We start from the raw sequence: 15,857 nt of genomic DNA, 5'->3' as shown, positions 1-15,857 counted from the left end.
CCCCTCACAAAGTGCGCGGGAGTTTACTACATCTGTTGTAGTGGGGCGCGTTTGCACAAGCGTTTGTGCTACAGCTACGCTCGAATACTGTTGAGACTTGTTTGGTAAAACAATCCGCTGTGGACACATTTGCGCCGACTCTCTTGCCGGTCTAGGTTTCGGTAGCAGCCAAGGAAATGCTGCTCTGCAAATTCATAGCCAAGGAGTTTCCCCATGCGCAACACCGTCCTGTCGTACCTCTTTCTGCCACTGTTTACTGCCGTCTCGCTTTCGGCAATGGCGGCGCAACCACAAGTCGAGCCGACGGCCGCCATGGTCACTTTGCCGGTTGCCAAGCTCGATTTGAACCAGGCCGATGCCACAACCCTGCAAACCACCCTGACCGGCATTGGCAAAACCAAAGCCGAAGCCATCGTCGCCTACCGTGATGAGCACGGCGCCTTCACCTCGGTGGATGAACTGCTCGAAATCAAGGGTATTGGCAAGGCACTGCTGGATCGCAATCGGGACAAGCTCACGGTCAATTGATCACCCACAGGGAAGGAGCCGGTCATTGACCGGCTTTTTCTTGGCTGTGCGATGCCTTTGGTCGGCTCGGGTTGATAAAATATTATGATCATAATATTTTTATCTGGCGCACTTGTTCCTCTCTTTCGTCGAGCCTTTGGAGATCACTGTCATGTCGAATTCTTCATTAACCACTACGGCACTGGTCACCGGTGCATCGTCAGGAATCGGTGCTGTCTACGCCGAGCGCCTGGCTGCACGCGGGCACGACCTGCTTCTGGTCGCACGGGACGGCCAACGCCTGCAGGCGCTGGCGAATGAGTTGCAGGCTCGTCATGGCGTAAGTGTCGAAGTGCTGACTGCGGACCTTGTCGAAGCCGCCGACCTTGCCCGGGTCGAGAAGCGTCTGCGTGACGACCACCGCATTGCGGTAGTGGTCAACAATGCTGGCATCGCCCTGCATGGCACCCTGGCGGAGGTTACCGCGCAACAGATCGATGCAGTGGTCGCACTCAACATCGTCGCTGTCACCCGCTTGGCTTCTGCTGCTGCGACACAGTTCGCCAACGCCGGCCGGGGGACCCTCATCAACATCGCTTCAGTCGTGGCCCTGGCGCCGGAAATGTTCAACGCCGTCTATAGCGCGAGCAAGGCCTATGTCCTGAGCCTGACCCAGACGCTGAGCGGTGAGTTGAAAGACAAGGGGATACAGGTTCAGGCTGTACTGCCCGGGGTGACCCGTACGGAAATCTTCGAGCGTTCAGGCCTTGACGTGAACCAGATCGACCCGCAGATGGTGATGGAAGTAGGGGAGATGGTTGACGCGGCACTGAGCGGGCTGGACCAGAACGAGCTGGTAACCATTCCTTCATTGCCGCAAGCGGCGGATTGGCAGGCGTATATCAAGGCGCGGGATGCGCTGGGGCCGAATCTTTCGCGCAGTTCGGCGGCGGCGCGCTACAAGTAACGCCGTGCGTTGCCGGGCCGTGCAGAAGGCTCAGCGATCCTGCGCATCCTTGGCATCCATCTCGGCATTGCGCTCATGCACACGTTTGAGCTGCTCCTCGGTCAGGGGCAGCTTTTTTGCGGTATCGCGCAGCAACATCAGACCACCGACGATGGAGCCGATTGCGAGCACCAGAATCAACCAGGCATACCAGGGCATGTAATTCTCCTTTTAAACAGCAAATGACACTGCTTCACTAAATTGGAGCCAAAGCATCATTCATTGGTTCAATTATAGGGGCAGGGGTGGGCCGCGGCCATTTCGCGATCATCGGCCCCCCACGGGCCGCCGCTTCGTTTACAATGCGCGCCGTTCAAGACTTGCCAAGAGACCCGCCCATGTCCGCCTGCCAGACGCCCATCATCGTCGCCCTGGATTTCCCTACCCGTGACGCCGCCCTGAAGCTGGCCGATCAGCTCGATCCTGCCCTGTGCCGGGTCAAGGTCGGCAAGGAGCTGTTCACCAGCAGCGCATCGGGCATTGTCGAAACCCTGGTCGAGAAGGGCTTCGAAGTGTTCCTCGACCTGAAGTTCCATGATATCCCCAACACCACCGCCATGGCCGTCAAGGCCGCCGCGGAGATGGGCGTGTGGATGGTCAACGTGCACTGCTCCGGTGGTCTGCGCATGATGTCGGCCTGCCGTGAGGTGCTGGCCCAGCGCAGCGGCCCGCAGCCGCTGCTGATCGGCGTGACGGTGCTGACCAGCATGGAGCGCGAAGACCTGGCCGGTATTGGCCTGGACATCGAGCCGCAGGAGCAGGTGCTACGCCTGGCGGCCCTGGCCGAGAAGGCCGGCATGGACGGCCTGGTGTGCTCGGCGCTGGAAGCGCCGGCACTGAAGGCTGCGCACCCGTCGCTGCAACTGGTGACCCCGGGCATTCGCCCGGCCGGCAGCGCCCAGGACGACCAGCGCCGCATCCTGACCCCGCGCCAGGCCCTGGATGCCGGCTCCGACTACCTGGTGATCGGTCGCCCGATCAGCCAGGCCGCCGACCCTGCCCAGGCGCTGGCAGCAGTGGTCGCCGAGATCAGGGCTTAAGCACCAGCTTGCCGAAATTTTCCCCGCTGAACAGCTTCAACAGTGTCTCGGGGAAGGTTTCCAGGCCTTCGACCACATCCTCCTTGCTCTTCACCTTGCCGGTTGCCAGCCAGCCGGCGATCTCCTGTGCCGCCTTACCGTAGTTGGCGGCATGGTCCATGACCACGAAGCCTTCCATGCGTGCACGGTTGACCAACAGTGACAGGTAGTTGGCCGGGCCCTTGACCGCCTGCTTGTTGTTGTACTGGCTGATGGCGCCACAGATGATCACTCGCGCCTTGAAGTTCAGACGGCTGAGCACGGCATCGAGAATCTCGCCGCCGACGTTGTCGAAAAACACATCGACGCCTTTCGGGCATTCGCGCTTGAGGCCTTCCAGGACGTCCTCTGCCTTGTAGTCGATGACCCCGTCAAAGCCCAGTTCATCTTTAAGGTACTGGCACTTTTCGCTGCCGCCGGCGATACCCACTACACGACAGCCCTTGAGCCTGGCGATCTGCCCGGCAATGCTGCCGACCGCGCCCGCAGCACCGGAAATCACCACGGTATCGCCTTCTTTCGGGGTGCCGACGTCGAGCAGGGCGAAGTAGGCGGTCATGCCGGTCATGCCCAGCGCGGACAGGTAGCGCGGCAGCGGCGCCAGTTTCGGATCGATCTTGTAGAAGCCCTGGGGCTCGCCGACAAAATAGTCCTGGATACCCAGGGCGCCGTTGACGTGATCGCCGACGGCGTAGCCCGGGTGTTTCGAGGCAATCACCTCGCCGACGCCCAGGGCGCGCATTACCTGGCCGAGGGCCACTGGCGGGATATACGACTTGCCTTCGTTCATCCAGCCGCGCATGGCCGGGTCCAGGGATAGATACAGGTTTTTTACCAGGATCTGGCCTTCGCCAGGTTCGGCCACCGGCACCTGTTCGTAGCTGAAGTCGTCGCGGGTCACGGCGCCGGTCGGGCGTTTGGCGAGCAGGAAGCGGCGGTTGGTCTGGGCAGTCATGGCAAGGCTCTCGATTGAAGGGCAATGCTTGTTGATAGACCTTGTTTGGCCAGGCGGCAAGGTTTACCCGCCTGGCGAATGCACGGTAATCCACTGCGCTGATCGATCCTGGGGAAGACAATCACCCAGGCCGATAGTGCGCCAACCGGCGCCCTGATGATGCTGCCCAATGGCGCTGATCGCTGCCTAGACTCCTGATCACTGACCTCACTTTGTTGCAGGAGCTAGCGATGAGCATGCGTTTTTCTGGCCAGGTTGCCCTGGTCACCGGTGGTGCTGCGGGGATTGGCCGGGCGACGGCGCTGGCGTTTGCCGCCGAGGGGTTGAAAGTGGTGGTGGCCGACCTTGATGCCGTAGGTGGCGAAGGCACGGTCGAGCTGATCCGCAACAGCGGCGGCGAGGCGCTGTTCGTCAGTTGCAACGTCACCCGCGAGGCCGATGTGCGGCAGTTGATGGGGCGCACGGTCGAGGCTTACGGGCGCCTGGACTACGCCTTTAACAACGCCGGCATCGAGATCGAGCAGGGCCGCCTGGCCGAAGGCAGCGAGGCCGAGTTCGACGCGATCATGGGCGTCAACGTCAAGGGTGTGTGGTTGTGCATGAAGTACCAGTTGCCGTTGATGCTCGCCCAGGGCGGCGGCGCCATCGTCAATACGGCATCGGTGGCCGGCCTTGGCGCCGCGCCGAAGATGAGCATCTACAGCGCTTCCAAGCATGCGGTGATCGGCCTGAGCAAATCGGCGGCCATCGAGTACGCCAAGAAGAAGATTCGCGTCAACGCCGTGTGCCCGGCGGTGATCGATACCGACATGTTCCGCCGCGCCTATGAGGCCGACCCGCGCAAGGCCGAGTTCGCCGCCGCCATGCACCCGGTCGGGCGCATCGGCAAGGTCGAGGAGATCGCCAGTGCGGTGCTTTACCTGTGCAGCGATGGTGCGGCGTTTACAACGGGCCAGGCCCTGGCAGTCGATGGCGGCGCCACGGCTATTTGACGCCTGCCAGCGCAGGCAGAGCGAGCGCCTTGTGGCTGCGTGCCAGGGCCAGGCCCACCAGCAGGCAGCCAACCACTAACACCAGGCCGAACACCAGCAGGGCATTACCCGGGCCGAGGCGATCGACCAGCAGCCCGGTAAGGATGACTGGCAGGCTGAAGCCCATGTAGGCCAACAGGAAGAAGCCTGCGCTGGCGCGGGTTTTTTCCTCGCCCGCCAGGGTGTTCACCGCTGACAGCCCGCCCAGGTAAATAAAGCCATAACAGGCACTGCTGGCGGCGATGGTGCCCAGCAGCACTGCCGCCAGCGCGCCGCTGTCGGCGCCCCAGGCTAGCAGCGCGTAGCTGCAGGGCAAGATCACCAGGCCAATGGCCGTGGCCCGCACCGGCGCCAGGCGCTTGGCCAGGGGCTGGAACAACAACCCGCAACTGATCACGCAAAAGGTCGAGAACCCCGACCAGTTGGCCAGGCCATGCTGTTTGAGGATCGACGGCAGCAAGGCAATCACCAGGCCGACACAGGCCCAGGCCAGCAGAATTGCCAAACCGTAGGGCAGGCTGCCGGCCGGGTAGCAGGGCAGGCGCAACAGCGCGGCAGGTGGGGCCAGGCGCCGGTCGGGCAATTGCCATACCGCCAGCATCGCCAGGCAGGCCAGCGCCAGGTGCAGGTGGAAGCTGCCCGGGGTCAGGCTTGGGCCACTGAGCAGGAACAGGCTGGTCAGCGCCGCGCCGAGGCCAAAGCCCAGCGAAGTGCTGGCGGTGACCCAGGTGGCGGCATGGCGGTTGTCGCCGCCGTGCATCAGTTCGCCCATGTAGGCAGTGCCGGTGGCCGACGCCAGCGCAGTGCCGATGCCCAGCAGCAGGCGCGCCAGGCCCAGGGTCTTTAGCCCCGGCGCCAAGAGCATGAGCAAGGTGGCAAGCATCGACAGGGCCAGGGCGATGAGGATCAGCGGCCGCCGCCCGACCCGGTCGGCCAGGCCACCGAGCAACAGCAGTACCGGGATTACCCCCAGCACATACCCGCAGAAGGCCATGGCCGTGGCCCCGGCGCCCTCACCGGAAAGCTCGGCGTAAGCGGTGTACAGCGGTGCCTGCAGGTTGACCGCAAAGGTGATCAGGCACAGGGCGAAGGCCAGGAGGGCGGGGTGGCGCGGGGTGGGCATGGTTCGGCTCCTTGTCGATGGGCCGACTATCCGGTGATCGCCTGGGCGTCACAAGGCACACTGGCGAGGGTTTTGTGGTTAACTGTTCGGATAAAATCAGCGAACACTTTGCCATGCACCTGAGCCTCGATCGCCACTCCTCCCGCCCGCTCGTGCAGCAACTGAGTGAGCAATTGCAGGCCTGGATCGAACACCAGCGCCTGCGCCCGGGTAGCCGCTTGCCGTCGATTCGCCAACTGGCCCGCGAGCAGGGTGTCAGCCAGTCCTGCGTGATCGAAGCCTACGACCGGTTGGTGGCGGCGGGCTGGCTGCAGGCGCGCCATGGCGCCGGATTCTTCGTCGCCGAACAGCGCCTGCAGGCGTCGCTGGTTGATCAGCCGATCCATGACGAGGCCTTCGACAGCCGCTGGCAGCAGTTCACCGATGACCCCGGCGAGTTGCTCAAGCTCTGCTGTGGCTGGGTACCTTCCAGCTGGCGCGCTACCGAAGCCATTGCCCAGGCGCTGCGCCAGGTCAGCCGCGGCGCGGTCGAGGACTTGATCGACTATTGCCCGCCGCTGGGCTTGGCCAGCCTGCGTACCCAGCTGCACAAGGGCCTGGGGCAGATCGGCATCGACGCCGCGCCCGAGCAGATCCTCACCACCCAGGGCGCCAGCCATGCCCTGGATTTGCTGGTGCGCACGTTGCTCAAGCCCGGCGACAAGGTGCTGGTGGAAAGCCCGGGCTACTACAACCTCTACAGCCTGTTGCGCCAGCATCACGTCGACATGCTCGAAGTGCCGCGTACCCCGCAGGGGCCTGATCTGCAGGTGCTCGAGGCGCTGCTCAAGCAGCACCGGCCACGTTGCCTGTACATCAACAGCCTGTACCAGAACCCCACCGGCAGCAGCCTGTCGCCCAAGGTCGCCTATCGCTTGCTGGAGCTGGCACGCGAACATGACCTGCTGATCATCGAGGACGACATCTACGCGGACTTTCAGGACGGTGCGGTGACGCGTCTGGCAACCCTGGACGCTGAACAGCGGGTGATTTACCTGGCGAGCTTTTCCAAGACCCTGAGCAGTTCGCTGCGGGTTGGCTACCTGGTGGCCAGGGCGGAACTGGTTGCGCGCCTGGCGGAATTGAAAATGGTCAGTGGCCTGGGGACTTCGCGGTTTACCGAGCAGGTGGTGGCGCAAATGCTCGGCAACGGCAGCTACCGCAAAAGCACGGCGCGTCTGCGCCTGCGCCTGGCCCAGCACATGGCCAAGGCGCTGGGCCAACTGGAGGCCTATGGCTGGGAGGTGTTTACCGAGCCCTATGGCGGCATGTTTGTCTGGGCGCGCTGCCCGGGACGCAGTTTTGCCGAGCTCAGCCGCGAGGCCCAGGCCTGTTCGGTGCTGTTGGCGCCGGGCAGTGCCTTTGACCCCCAGGGCGCTGCCTGTGACTGGCTGCGGATTAATGTCGCCTATGCCCAGGACCAGCGCGCGCAGGCGTTCTTTCAGCGCGCCGGACGACCTCGGCAGTCCTGAAAACGACGCAACTGTAGCTTTTTGCCATTATTCCGACGCCGGGATCTTGTGCCGCTGGTCGTGCCATTGCCACTCTTGAGGCTTGATGCATTTGCGGGCAGCAGGGGGTAGTGCGATGAGTTCGGCCAAGCGTGGTTTTTTCGCCAACCTGGGCATGGCCCGCAAACTCGGGCTGGGCTTTGCCCTGGTGCTACTGCTGACGGCGGTGGTGGCGGCAGCGGGGGTTGCCGCCCTGCACGGCGTCGGGCAGCGCTTCGATGGCTTGAAGCAGATGGCGGCGCTCAATACCGCGCTGCTCGATACCCGCTTGCAGGAACAGGCATTCGCCCTGCGCTCCGATCCCAAGTCGGTAGACGCGGTGCACCAGCGCCTCGAGGCCCTGCAAGAGCAAGCCCGGACGCTGGTGCAACTGAGCGGCGTCGAACAGGCGCTGAACGACTACCGCCAGGCCTTTGACCAGTTCGTCGAACTGACCCAGGCCAAGGAGCTGGCGCTGGACATGGCCAGCTGGTCGGTCTCAAGCGTGGCCAACAACCTGGATGTGCTGCAGTCCGGGCTCGCCGATGACGGCACCTATACCCTGAAGGACACCCAGGGCCAGCAGGGCGCCGAGTTCGTCGAGCAAGCCGGGCAGGTGGCACAAGTCGCACGGCTGATGCTGCAGGCCATGGACGAAGCGCGCGTGCGTCTTGAGCAGAATCGCAAGGGCGCCGACGATGCCCGCCAGGGCCGCATCGAACAGACCGAGCAGGCAGCAGCACTGGTCGAGCAATTGAAAACCGCGGTGACCGACGCTGGCTATCAGACCGTGCTCGGCGAGGTCAGCACGCACATCGCCAGTTTCACTGAAAAACTTGCTGAATACACCGACCTGCTTGGCCGTGAGCAGCAGCTCAAGCAGCAATTGCAAGCGCGTGCCGAACAGGTCACCCGCCAGGTCGACCAGGCCCGGCTCGCTGAAGACCAGGCCATGCAAGGCGAGCTGCAGCGCAATGCCGTGCTGATACTTGGCGCTGCGCTGTTGGCGCTGTTGGTCGGGGTGCTGGCGGCCTGGCTGATCACCCGTGCGGTGGTCGGGCCGTTGCGCCAGGTGATGGGCCGCGCCCAGCAGATAGCCGCCGGTGACCTGCGTGGTGAAATCAGTATCGATCGGCGTGATGAGGTCGGTCAGCTGATGCTGGCCATGCAGCAGATGGGCTCGGGCTTGAGCGCCATCGTCAGTGGCCTGCAAAACGGTATCGAGCAATTGGCGAGCAATGCTCAGTCGCTGTCGGCGGTTACCGAGCAAACCAATCGCGAGGTCAACAGCCAAAAGGATGAGACCGAGCAGGTGGCTACCGCCATGCAGCAGATGACCGCTACCGTGCATGATGTTGCGCGCAACGCCGAAGAGGCTGCCCTGGCGGCGCAAACGGCGGACGACAAGGTCGAGAGCGGTCAGCAGGTGGTGCGCCAGAGCATGCAGCGCATCGAGCAACTGGCGAGCTCTGCTGAATCAGCCAGCCAGAGCATCGACAACCTCAGCAGCGAAGTGCAGAACATCGGCCAGGTGCTGGAAGTGATCAAGAGCGTCGCCGAGCAGACCAACCTGCTGGCGCTCAACGCCGCCATCGAGGCCGCGCGGGCCGGCGAGCAGGGCCGCGGTTTTGCCGTGGTCGCCGACGAGGTGCGGGCACTGGCCCGGCGTACCCAGCAATCGACCGAGGAGATCGAGCGCCTGGTCAGCAGTTTGCGCAGCGGTGCCCAGGCCTCGGTGGCGCAGATCCAGGGCAGTGCCGAGTTGGTCAAGCTGGCCGTCAGCGATGCCCTGCATACGGAAAGCGCCTTGGGCAGCATTGCCGCGGCGGTGTCGTTGATCCAGCAGATGAACCAGCAGATTGCCGCGGCGGCGCAGCAGCAAAGCTCGGTGGCCGAAGAGATCAACCGCAGTGTCACCCAGATCCGCAGCAGCGCCGATCAGTCGGCGCTGGCCATGCAGGGCAACGCCAGCTCAAGTATCGAGCTGGCGCAGTTGGGCAATGACTTGAAGGGGATGGTCGGGCATTTTCGCCTGTAGGAGCGGCGTCCCTACGACTATTTACGCCAGTTGAGAATCATCAAGGTCAGCACCCCGGCGACGATCCCCCAGAATGCCGAACCGATCGAGAACAGGGTAAAGCCAGAGGCGGTGACCATGAAGGTGATCAGCGCCGCCTCGCGCTCCCTGGCCTCGTTCATCGCCACGGTCAGGCCATTCATGATCGAGCCGAACAATGCCAGGGCGGCAATCGACAGCACCAGCTCCTTGGGCAGGGCGGCGAACAGCGCCGCCAGGGTGGCGCCGAAGACCCCGGCGATGCCGTAGAAAATCCCGCACCAGACGGCCGCGGTGTAGCGTTTGCTGGGGTCTTCATGGGCATGCGGGCCGGTGCAGATCGCTGCACTGATGGCGGCCAGGTTGACGCCGTGGGAGCCGAACGGTGCCAGCAGCAATGAAGCCAGGCCGGTCACCGTGATCAACGGCGAGGCCGGCACCTGGTAGCCGTCGGCGCGCAGCACGGCGACACCGGGCATGTTCTGCGAGGTCATGGCCACCACAAACAGCGGAATGCCGATGCTGATGGTCGCCGCCAGAGAGAAACTCGGCGTGGTCCACACCGGGGTGGCCACTTCCAGGCTGAAACCGCTGAAATCCAGCAGGCCCATGGCCCCGGACAGCACCGTGCCGACCACCAACGCTGCCAATACCGAGTAGCGCGGCGAAACGCGCTTGATCAACAGGTAGCTGAAGAACATGCCCAGCACCAGCGCGGTCCGATGCTGGGCGGCAATGAAAATCTCGCTGCCGATCTTGAACAGGATCCCGGCCAGCAATGCCGAGGCCAGCGAGGCCGGAATGCGTTTGACCAGGCGCTCGAAACTGCCGGTCATGCCGCAGATCACCACCAGCACCGCGCAGGTGACATAGGCACCGATCGCTTCGCCGTAGCTGACCCCGCCCAGGCTGGTAATCAGCAGCGCCGCGCCGGGGGTCGACCAGGCGACGGTGATCGGGGTGCGATAGCGCAGCGACAGGCCGATACTGCACACCGCCATGCCGATCGACAGCGCCCAGATCCACGACGAGATCTGCCCCGTGGTCAAGCCGGCAGCCTGGCCGGCCTGGAACATCAGCACCAGGGAGCTGGTATAACCGGTGAGCATGGCGATGAAGCCGGCCACCACCGCAGACGGCGAGGAGTCGGCCAAAGGGCGCAATTGCGCGGACGTGGCGTCGGGCATGGGGGCATTCCTTGTTCTGGATGTAAGCAGTTTTTTCAGACTACCGTGCGTACTGTTGATCTTTGCCATACAGCAGGCATTGCAATTAGCCGTACAGTCGCCAACTATGGGCGCGGGTTCGATTCAGCATTACGAAGAGGGGGAGCGATGTACAAGGTTTACGGCGACTACCAGTCGGGCAACTGCTACAAGATCAAGCTCATGTTGCACCTGCTCGACCTGCCTTATGAATGGCATTCGGTGGATATCCTCAAGGGCGAGACGGAAACCCCTGAGTTCCTGACCATGAACCCCAATGGCAAGGTGCCGGTGCTGGAACTCGAGGATGGCACCTACCTGTGGGAGTCCAACGCGATTCTCAACTTCCTCGCCGATGGTAGCGAGTTCCTGCCCACCGAACCGCGCTTGCGCACCCAGGTGCTGCAATGGCAGTTCTTCGAGCAGTACAGCCATGAGCCGTACATCGCCGTGGCACGCTTCATCCAGTTTTACCTGGGGCTGCCGCAAGAGCGGCTGGAGGAGTACAAGACCCTGCACAAAGGCGGCTACAAGGCCCTGCGGGTGATGGAGAAGCAACTGCAGCTAACGCCTTACCTGGTGGGTGATCGCTATTCGATCGCCGACGTCGCGCTGTACGCCTACACCCATGTCGCCCACCAGGGCGGCTTTGACCTCGACGGCTACCCTGGCATCCAGGCATGGCTGGAGCGTGTGGCCAGCCATCCCCGTCATGTGACCATGCTCGGTTGAGCGATCAGGCGGCAAAACGCTTGTTGAGGTAGTCGATGATCACCTTGGATTCATACATCCAGGTGGTCTTGCCGTCTTCCTCGATACGCAGGCACGGCACCTTGATCTTGCCGCCTTCGGCAAGCAGGGCCTGGCGATCCTGTTGGTTGTTCTTGGCATCGCGCAGTGCCACCGGCACGTTCAGGCGGTGCAGGGTGCGGCGGGTTTTCACGCAGAACGGGCAGGCATGAAACTGGTACAGGCTCAGGCCCTTGGCCTGTTGCTCGACCAGGGCCTGGGCGGCCGGGTCGCGCTTGAGCTTGGCCGGGCGGCTGATCCAGTCACCGAACACAATCAACTGGCCGAGGCCCACACGCAGTGCTTTGACGATCATGGCAACTCCAAAGGATAAAAAAAGCCGACCACGAAAGGTCGGCTTGCAGTCTGGCCCGATTACTTGATCAGGCTGAGAAACTCGCTGCGGGTCGCGGCGTTTTCGCGGAATTCGCCGAGCATCACCGAAGTGATCATGGTCGAGTTCTGTTTTTCCACACCGCGCATCATCATGCACATGTGTTTGGCCTCGATGACCACGGCAACGCCCAGGGCGCCGGTGACCTGCTGGATCGCTTCGGCGACCTGGCGGCTGAGGTTTTCCTGAATCTGCAGGCGGCGTGCGTACATGTCGACGATCCGCGCCACCTTCGACAGGCCCAGGACCTTGCCGTCAGGGATGTAGGCCACGTGGGCCTTGCCGATGAACGGCAGCATGTGGTGTTCGCACAGCGAGTATAGCTCGATGTCCTTGACCAGGACCATTTCGCTGTTATCGGAGCTGAACAGGGCGCCGTTAGTCACTTCTTCCAGGGTTTGCTCATAACCGCGGCAAAGGTACTGCATGGCCTTCGCAGCCCGCTTGGGCGTGTCGAGCAGGCCCTCGCGGGAGACATCCTCGCCAAGCTGGCCAAGGATCGCGGTGTAGTTCTGTTCCAGGGACATGGATCTACCTGTGGGATTTATCGCAAACGCGAAGGGTACGGCGGCGACGGCGGCGCTGCAAGTACGGCGTTACTCGTCACGGCCTTCGAGCATGGTTCGCTTGAGCATGACATACACCGCGCCAGTACCGCCATGGCGGGCCTGACATGAGGTAAAACCGAGCACTTGAGGGTGCTGGCGCAGCCAGGTGTTGACGTGGCTCTTGATCATCGGTCGTTTGCCATCCAGGCGCACTGCCTTGCCGTGGGTGACGCGCACGCAGCGCACTTCGAAGCGGGTGGCTTCGGCAAGGAAGGCCCACAGTGTTTCCCGGGCCTTTTCGACGGTCATGCCGTGCAGGTCGAGGCTGCCTTCGAAGCCGATCTGGCCGAGCTTGAGCTTGCGCATCTGGCTTTCCTGGACGCCGTCACGGCTCCAGTGCAGATCGTCTTCGGGGCCGACATCAATCACAAACTGGTCCGACAGGCCATCGACCACGGTCTGGTCGCTACGGACCGTCGCGGCCTGGCGCAGGCTTGCCAGTTTCTTGCGGTCGGCCTTGGGTTTGCCGACTTCGGCGCGATCATGGGTGATCGGCTTGACGCCGCGCATCTCGCTTTTGAACAGGGAAAAATCGTCGTCTTGCATGTAAGCCTCCGCCAGGGCGGCGTAGTTTACGCGACTCCCCCAAAGCGTGCAGTCAATCGTGTTTTTTCATCAGGTGCGGTGACAGGTTGAGCTCGCGGCTGCGGCGCAGGCGCAAGCGGCTGCGGCGCCAGAACCACACGCCCAGGTACAGCAGCAACAGGCCAAGGCCCAGCAGGACGCTGGCGCCAGCCGGGTTGGCGTTGAGCTCGCCCAGAGCAGCGGGGTGGCCCAGCAGGCTGGCGGCGCCGGCCATGGCCAGCAGCACGCCGGCGGTTGCCAGCAACGCCGAAAACGCCGCCGCCAGGCGCATGCCCCAGTTACGGGGCGTGCGTGGGCGCAAGCGTTTGGCATCAAAACCATCGGATATTTTCATTCCGATTTCCTCTATGGATATCCGGCGTTGGACCGAAAAGCCTTGAGGTGGTTCCGCCCGGCTGCCGGGCGGTCGCTCAGATCAGGCTGGTGGTTGGTGCCACGCAGGCAAAGTTGTCGGCCATGATCGCCATCTCGCTCTGCTGGATCTGCGCCGCCGGAATCACGCCGTCCTTGAACGGCAGGTCGCGGGTGGCGCAGGCATCCTCGATCAGGGTGCAGCGGTAGCCGTAGTCTTTGGCCCGGCGCACGGTGGTACTGACGCTGGAGTGGCTCATGAAGCCGCAGACGATCAGGTCCAGGTGCCCGTACTTTTGCAGGGTCTCGTGCAGGGTGGTGTTCTTGAAGGCATTGGGCATGCGCTTTTCGATGATCACTTCATCGCCCACAGGCTCCAGGCCCGGGATGAATTCGCCGCGTGGGCCCTGCGGGTCGAACATGCCGCCGACGGTACCCAGGTGACGCACGTGGATGATCGGGCGCCCGGCCTTGCGGGCCGCCTCGAGCATTTTAGCGATGTTGGCCACGGCCGCGTCCATGCCCGAGAGCGCCAGGGGACCGCTGAGGTACTCCTTTTGCGCATCGATAATCACCAGGCTGGCGTTGTTCAGCTTGGCCGGCGGATAGCCGCGGCCGCTGAGGTGGAACATCGTCGTTGGAACAGACATCAAGGGCTCCTTTGGATAGGGCTTTTACCCTATTGTCCCCTGCCTGAGCAGTTATGTGAATCGCTTCGCGTACAAGCAGCGTCGTTAGTGGCCTGCAGCCACCCTGGCGATATCCTTACAGGGTGTTTTTGCCGATCATTTCTTTTGCCGGGCTGTTAGAATCGCAGGTCGTCTTTCAAGGAGTCTGTTGTGATCACTTCTCGCTTGCGCACCCTGCGCGATCATATCCGTTGGGCCGTCAGCCGTTTCCACGAGCATGGCCTGTTTTTCGGTCATGGCGCCGACAACGCCTGGGATGAAGCGCGGCTGCTGGTGCTGGGCTCGGTGCACCTGCCCTGGGAAGTCGCCGATGCCTACCTGGACTGCCAGCTGGAAGACGACGAGCTGGTCAACCTGCAGCGTATGCTCAAGCGCCGCATCGAAGACCGCGTGCCGACCGCCTACCTGCTGGGCGAGGCGTGGTTCTGCGGCTTGTCGTTCATCGTCGACGAGCGCGTGCTGATTCCGCGCTCACCGATCGGCGAACTGATCGAAAAACGCTTCGAACCGTGGCTGGCCAGCGAACCTGCGCGCATCCTCGACCTGTGCACCGGCTCCGGCTGCATCGGCATCGTCAGCGCCGAAGTGTTCCCCGAGGCTGAAGTGGTGCTGGCCGACCTGTCGTTCGAGGCACTGGAAGTCGCCAACCAGAACATCGAGCGCCATGGCCTGGAAGAGCGCGTGTATACAGTGCAGGGCGACGGTTTTGCCGGCCTGCCGGGTCAGCGTTTCGACCTGATTCTGTCCAACCCGCCGTACGTCGATGCCGAAGACTTTGCCGACATGCCCGAGGAATATCACCACGAGCCGGAGCTGGGCCTGGCCTGCGGTAACGACGGCCTGGACCTGGTGCGACGGATGCTGGCTGAAGCGGCCGATCACCTGACCGACAAAGGGTTGCTGATTGTCGAGGTGGGCAACAGCCAGGTGCATGTCGAGGCGTTGTATCCGGAGGTAGATTTCGCCTGGCTGGAGTTCGAGCGCGGCGGCCACGGGGTGTTCATGCTCACGGCTGAGCAGTGCCACCAGCACCAGGGGCTGTTTGCCTCGAAGGTGTAAGCACCAAGCCCGCTCCTGTAGGAGCGGGCTTGCCCCGCGATAGATTCAGCGGTGAGTCGCGATCCAGATCAACAACCCCGCCTGAAACACCGCAAAGGCCACCAGGCAAGTGATGGTAAAACGCAGCCCGCTGTCTTCACGGCGGTACTTGCTGACCCGCTCGTCACGCTCGCGCAGTTGCGCCTCTTTTTCCTGCAAGGTCTGCTCGGCCTGTTGCAGCATCTGCGCGGCATCGAGGATCTCGACCCGCTGCACCTTGTCAGTGTTCCAGCCGCCTTTTAGCTCGCCAACCTGGACATCGACGAAGCGCCCCTTCAGGTGCTGGGCATCGGCGTACTCGACCTCCAGGCCATGGCTGCGCAGCACATGGTCGCGGCGCAGGCGAGTGTCTTCGTTGAGCGCATCCTTGCTTGGCAGGGCCGCACCTTCGACCCGGTAGTGCGGCCACTTGCGCTGCGCCCACTGCACCGCCTGGTTGAGCAGAAAGCGCCCCAGGCCGCGGTTCAGCGGCTCGATCTGCAAGCCGGTGTCGGGCGTGAAGGTCACATGCTTTTCTTCATGGTCGACCCACACATCGAGGTGGTTCTGTTCCTTGCGCACTTTTTGCGCCGGCAGCTGGATGGCCATGCGCAGCAGGCTGGTCTGCTTGCTGTGGCGTTCGGCATAACCGTACTGGACAAAGCGCAGCGGCCGCGCACCGCTGTTGCGGTCGGTCGGCAACGGCGCCAGGCGCAGCATCTGGAAATGTTCGGGGGTAACATCGGCCCAGGGCAGGGGGGCAACTTCCGCTGCTGCCTGCTCGGCAGTCGTCTCGGCGGTGTCCTGGGGGGCGGCTTCGGTCATCACGGCAATCCTCATGTGCGCAGCGGGCTGGTCGCATTGACGATGCCA

18 protein-coding genes and 1 pseudogene are annotated in these 15,857 nt (G+C 63.1%); 9 read left to right on the top strand and 10 right to left on the bottom strand.

Annotated features, from left to right (window positions below; all coding sequences use genetic code 11):
* The first annotated feature begins 213 nt into the window (after positions 1–213).
* A complete protein-coding gene (locus tag ACZ9A3_RS16465; RefSeq protein ID WP_045195325.1) occupies positions 214–528 on the top strand; it encodes a ComEA family DNA-binding protein in 315 nt (104 codons plus the stop codon).
* 151 nt (positions 529–679) lie between these two features.
* Complete coding sequence (locus tag ACZ9A3_RS16460) at positions 680–1,474, top strand: SDR family NAD(P)-dependent oxidoreductase (protein WP_093380462.1); 795 nt, start codon at positions 680–682, stop codon at positions 1,472–1,474.
* A gap of 30 nt (positions 1,475–1,504) precedes the next feature.
* Here the strand turns inward: ACZ9A3_RS16460 and ACZ9A3_RS16455 are convergent, their stop codons facing one another.
* Complete coding sequence (locus ACZ9A3_RS16455) at positions 1,505–1,672, bottom strand: DUF2897 family protein (RefSeq protein WP_010224101.1); 168 nt, start codon at positions 1,670–1,672, stop codon at positions 1,505–1,507.
* 179 nt (positions 1,673–1,851) lie between these two features.
* Here ACZ9A3_RS16455 and pyrF point away from each other — a divergent pair, with 179 nt between their 5' ends.
* Positions 1,852–2,553: an orotidine-5'-phosphate decarboxylase gene (pyrF, locus tag ACZ9A3_RS16450; protein ID WP_038994059.1), complete on the top strand. Its 702-nt coding sequence runs from the start codon at positions 1,852–1,854 to the stop codon at positions 2,551–2,553.
* Here pyrF and ACZ9A3_RS16445 read toward each other — a convergent pair.
* Positions 2,543–3,547: an NADP-dependent oxidoreductase gene (locus tag ACZ9A3_RS16445; RefSeq protein WP_195884787.1), complete on the bottom strand. Its 1,005-nt coding sequence runs from the start codon at positions 3,545–3,547 to the stop codon at positions 2,543–2,545. The genes pyrF and ACZ9A3_RS16445 overlap by 11 nt on opposite strands.
* A 230-nt stretch (positions 3,548–3,777) precedes the next feature.
* On the opposite strand from ACZ9A3_RS16445, the gene ACZ9A3_RS16440 reads away from it, so the two are divergent.
* Entirely contained in the window at positions 3,778–4,539 is a 762-nt protein-coding gene (locus ACZ9A3_RS16440; RefSeq protein WP_045195319.1) for an SDR family oxidoreductase, read from the top strand.
* On the opposite strand, the gene ACZ9A3_RS16435 is transcribed toward ACZ9A3_RS16440, so the two are convergent.
* Positions 4,532–5,701 (bottom strand): MFS transporter, encoded by a 1,170-nt coding sequence (locus ACZ9A3_RS16435; protein ID WP_093380470.1) that lies wholly within the window; start codon positions 5,699–5,701, stop codon positions 4,532–4,534. The genes ACZ9A3_RS16440 and ACZ9A3_RS16435 overlap by 8 nt on opposite strands.
* Positions 5,702–5,814: 113 nt before the next feature.
* On the opposite strand from ACZ9A3_RS16435, the gene ACZ9A3_RS16430 reads away from it, so the two are divergent.
* The 3 genes and pseudogenes from ACZ9A3_RS16430 to ACZ9A3_RS16420 all read left to right on the top strand — a co-directional run bounded on the left by ACZ9A3_RS16430 (position 5,815) and on the right by ACZ9A3_RS16420 (position 9,268).
* Positions 5,815–7,212, top strand: a complete 1,398-nt coding sequence (locus tag ACZ9A3_RS16430) for an aminotransferase-like domain-containing protein (protein ID WP_093387389.1) — start codon at positions 5,815–5,817, stop codon at positions 7,210–7,212.
* 85 nt (positions 7,213–7,297) lie between these two features.
* Positions 7,298–8,407 (top strand): annotated as a pseudogene (locus tag ACZ9A3_RS16425) (HAMP domain-containing protein); the annotation flags it as partial.
* Complete coding sequence (locus tag ACZ9A3_RS16420; protein WP_408980601.1) at positions 8,387–9,268, top strand: methyl-accepting chemotaxis protein; 882 nt, start codon at positions 8,387–8,389, stop codon at positions 9,266–9,268. The pseudogene ACZ9A3_RS16425 and the gene ACZ9A3_RS16420, both read left to right, overlap by 21 nt.
* 17 nt (positions 9,269–9,285) lie before the next feature.
* On the opposite strand, the gene ACZ9A3_RS16415 is transcribed toward ACZ9A3_RS16420, so the two are convergent.
* On the bottom strand, positions 9,286–10,473 hold the full coding sequence (locus ACZ9A3_RS16415; protein ID WP_045195313.1) for a benzoate/H(+) symporter BenE family transporter: 1,188 nt from the start codon (positions 10,471–10,473) through the stop codon (positions 9,286–9,288).
* A 147-nt stretch (positions 10,474–10,620) separates the two neighbouring features.
* Between ACZ9A3_RS16415 and ACZ9A3_RS16410 the strand changes: the two genes are divergently transcribed.
* Entirely contained in the window at positions 10,621–11,223 is a 603-nt protein-coding gene (locus tag ACZ9A3_RS16410) for a glutathione S-transferase family protein (RefSeq protein ID WP_045195312.1), read from the top strand.
* A gap of 4 nt (positions 11,224–11,227) precedes the next feature.
* Here the strand turns inward: ACZ9A3_RS16410 and ACZ9A3_RS16405 are convergent, their stop codons facing one another.
* The 5 genes from ACZ9A3_RS16405 to ACZ9A3_RS16385 form a co-directional block, all read right to left on the bottom strand.
* Positions 11,228–11,596, bottom strand: coding sequence for a glutathione S-transferase N-terminal domain-containing protein (locus tag ACZ9A3_RS16405; protein ID WP_045195311.1), 369 nt, complete (start codon positions 11,594–11,596; stop codon positions 11,228–11,230).
* A 59-nt stretch (positions 11,597–11,655) separates the two neighbouring features.
* Entirely contained in the window at positions 11,656–12,201 is a 546-nt protein-coding gene (folE, locus tag ACZ9A3_RS16400; protein ID WP_045195310.1) for a GTP cyclohydrolase I FolE, read from the bottom strand.
* 69 nt (positions 12,202–12,270) lie between these two features.
* The gene (locus ACZ9A3_RS16395; protein WP_038994072.1) at positions 12,271–12,828 is read right to left on the bottom strand and encodes a Smr/MutS family protein; all 558 of its coding nucleotides are present in this window, start codon (positions 12,826–12,828) and stop codon (positions 12,271–12,273) included.
* Positions 12,829–12,880: 52 nt separating this feature from the next.
* A complete protein-coding gene (locus ACZ9A3_RS16390) occupies positions 12,881–13,201 on the bottom strand; it encodes a hypothetical protein (protein ID WP_045195308.1) in 321 nt (106 codons plus the stop codon).
* Positions 13,202–13,277: 76 nt separating this feature from the next.
* Positions 13,278–13,868 carry a cysteine hydrolase family protein gene (locus ACZ9A3_RS16385; RefSeq protein ID WP_093380478.1) on the bottom strand — a complete coding sequence of 197 codons (591 nt, stop codon included), beginning with the start codon at positions 13,866–13,868 and terminating at the stop codon, positions 13,278–13,280.
* A gap of 189 nt (positions 13,869–14,057) precedes the next feature.
* Here ACZ9A3_RS16385 and prmB point away from each other — a divergent pair, with 189 nt between their 5' ends.
* Positions 14,058–14,966: a 50S ribosomal protein L3 N(5)-glutamine methyltransferase gene (gene prmB, locus ACZ9A3_RS16380; RefSeq protein WP_476252919.1), complete on the top strand. Its 909-nt coding sequence runs from the start codon at positions 14,058–14,060 to the stop codon at positions 14,964–14,966.
* 45 nt (positions 14,967–15,011) lie between these two features.
* On the opposite strand, the gene ACZ9A3_RS16375 is transcribed toward prmB, so the two are convergent.
* Positions 15,012–15,809: a hypothetical protein gene (locus ACZ9A3_RS16375; protein ID WP_045195305.1), complete on the bottom strand. Its 798-nt coding sequence runs from the start codon at positions 15,807–15,809 to the stop codon at positions 15,012–15,014.
* Positions 15,810–15,857: the final 48 nt, after the last annotated feature.

It is taken from the genome of Pseudomonas sp. TE4620, from assembly GCF_056279045.1.
This window is presented reverse-complemented; position numbering and strand designations above follow the sequence as displayed.

Bases quoted from the DNA above. Each gene is read 5' to 3' on its own strand.
- ACZ9A3_RS16465 (WP_045195325.1), top strand. From the start codon at position 214: ATGCGCAACACCGTCCTGTCGTACCTCTTTCTGCCACTGTTTACTGCC.
- ACZ9A3_RS16460 (WP_093380462.1), top strand. From the start codon at position 680: ATGTCGAATTCTTCATTAACCACTACGGCACTGGTCACCGGTGCATCG.
- ACZ9A3_RS16455 (WP_010224101.1), bottom strand. From the start codon at position 1,672: ATGCCCTGGTATGCCTGGTTGATTCTGGTGCTCGCAATCGGCTCCATC.
- pyrF (WP_038994059.1), top strand. From the start codon at position 1,852: ATGTCCGCCTGCCAGACGCCCATCATCGTCGCCCTGGATTTCCCTACC.
- ACZ9A3_RS16445 (WP_195884787.1), bottom strand. From the start codon at position 3,547: ATGACTGCCCAGACCAACCGCCGCTTCCTGCTCGCCAAACGCCCGACC.
- ACZ9A3_RS16440 (WP_045195319.1), top strand. From the start codon at position 3,778: ATGAGCATGCGTTTTTCTGGCCAGGTTGCCCTGGTCACCGGTGGTGCT.
- ACZ9A3_RS16435 (WP_093380470.1), bottom strand. From the start codon at position 5,701: ATGCCCACCCCGCGCCACCCCGCCCTCCTGGCCTTCGCCCTGTGCCTG.
- ACZ9A3_RS16430 (WP_093387389.1), top strand. From the start codon at position 5,815: ATGCACCTGAGCCTCGATCGCCACTCCTCCCGCCCGCTCGTGCAGCAA.
- ACZ9A3_RS16420 (WP_408980601.1), top strand. From the start codon at position 8,387: ATGCTGGCCATGCAGCAGATGGGCTCGGGCTTGAGCGCCATCGTCAGT.
- ACZ9A3_RS16415 (WP_045195313.1), bottom strand. From the start codon at position 10,473: ATGCCCGACGCCACGTCCGCGCAATTGCGCCCTTTGGCCGACTCCTCG.
- ACZ9A3_RS16410 (WP_045195312.1), top strand. From the start codon at position 10,621: ATGTACAAGGTTTACGGCGACTACCAGTCGGGCAACTGCTACAAGATC.
- ACZ9A3_RS16405 (WP_045195311.1), bottom strand. From the start codon at position 11,596: ATGATCGTCAAAGCACTGCGTGTGGGCCTCGGCCAGTTGATTGTGTTC.
- folE (WP_045195310.1), bottom strand. From the start codon at position 12,201: ATGTCCCTGGAACAGAACTACACCGCGATCCTTGGCCAGCTTGGCGAG.
- ACZ9A3_RS16395 (WP_038994072.1), bottom strand. From the start codon at position 12,828: ATGCAAGACGACGATTTTTCCCTGTTCAAAAGCGAGATGCGCGGCGTC.
- ACZ9A3_RS16390 (WP_045195308.1), bottom strand. From the start codon at position 13,201: ATGAAAATATCCGATGGTTTTGATGCCAAACGCTTGCGCCCACGCACG.
- ACZ9A3_RS16385 (WP_093380478.1), bottom strand. From the start codon at position 13,868: ATGTCTGTTCCAACGACGATGTTCCACCTCAGCGGCCGCGGCTATCCG.
- ACZ9A3_RS16375 (WP_045195305.1), bottom strand. From the start codon at position 15,809: ATGACCGAAGCCGCCCCCCAGGACACCGCCGAGACGACTGCCGAGCAG.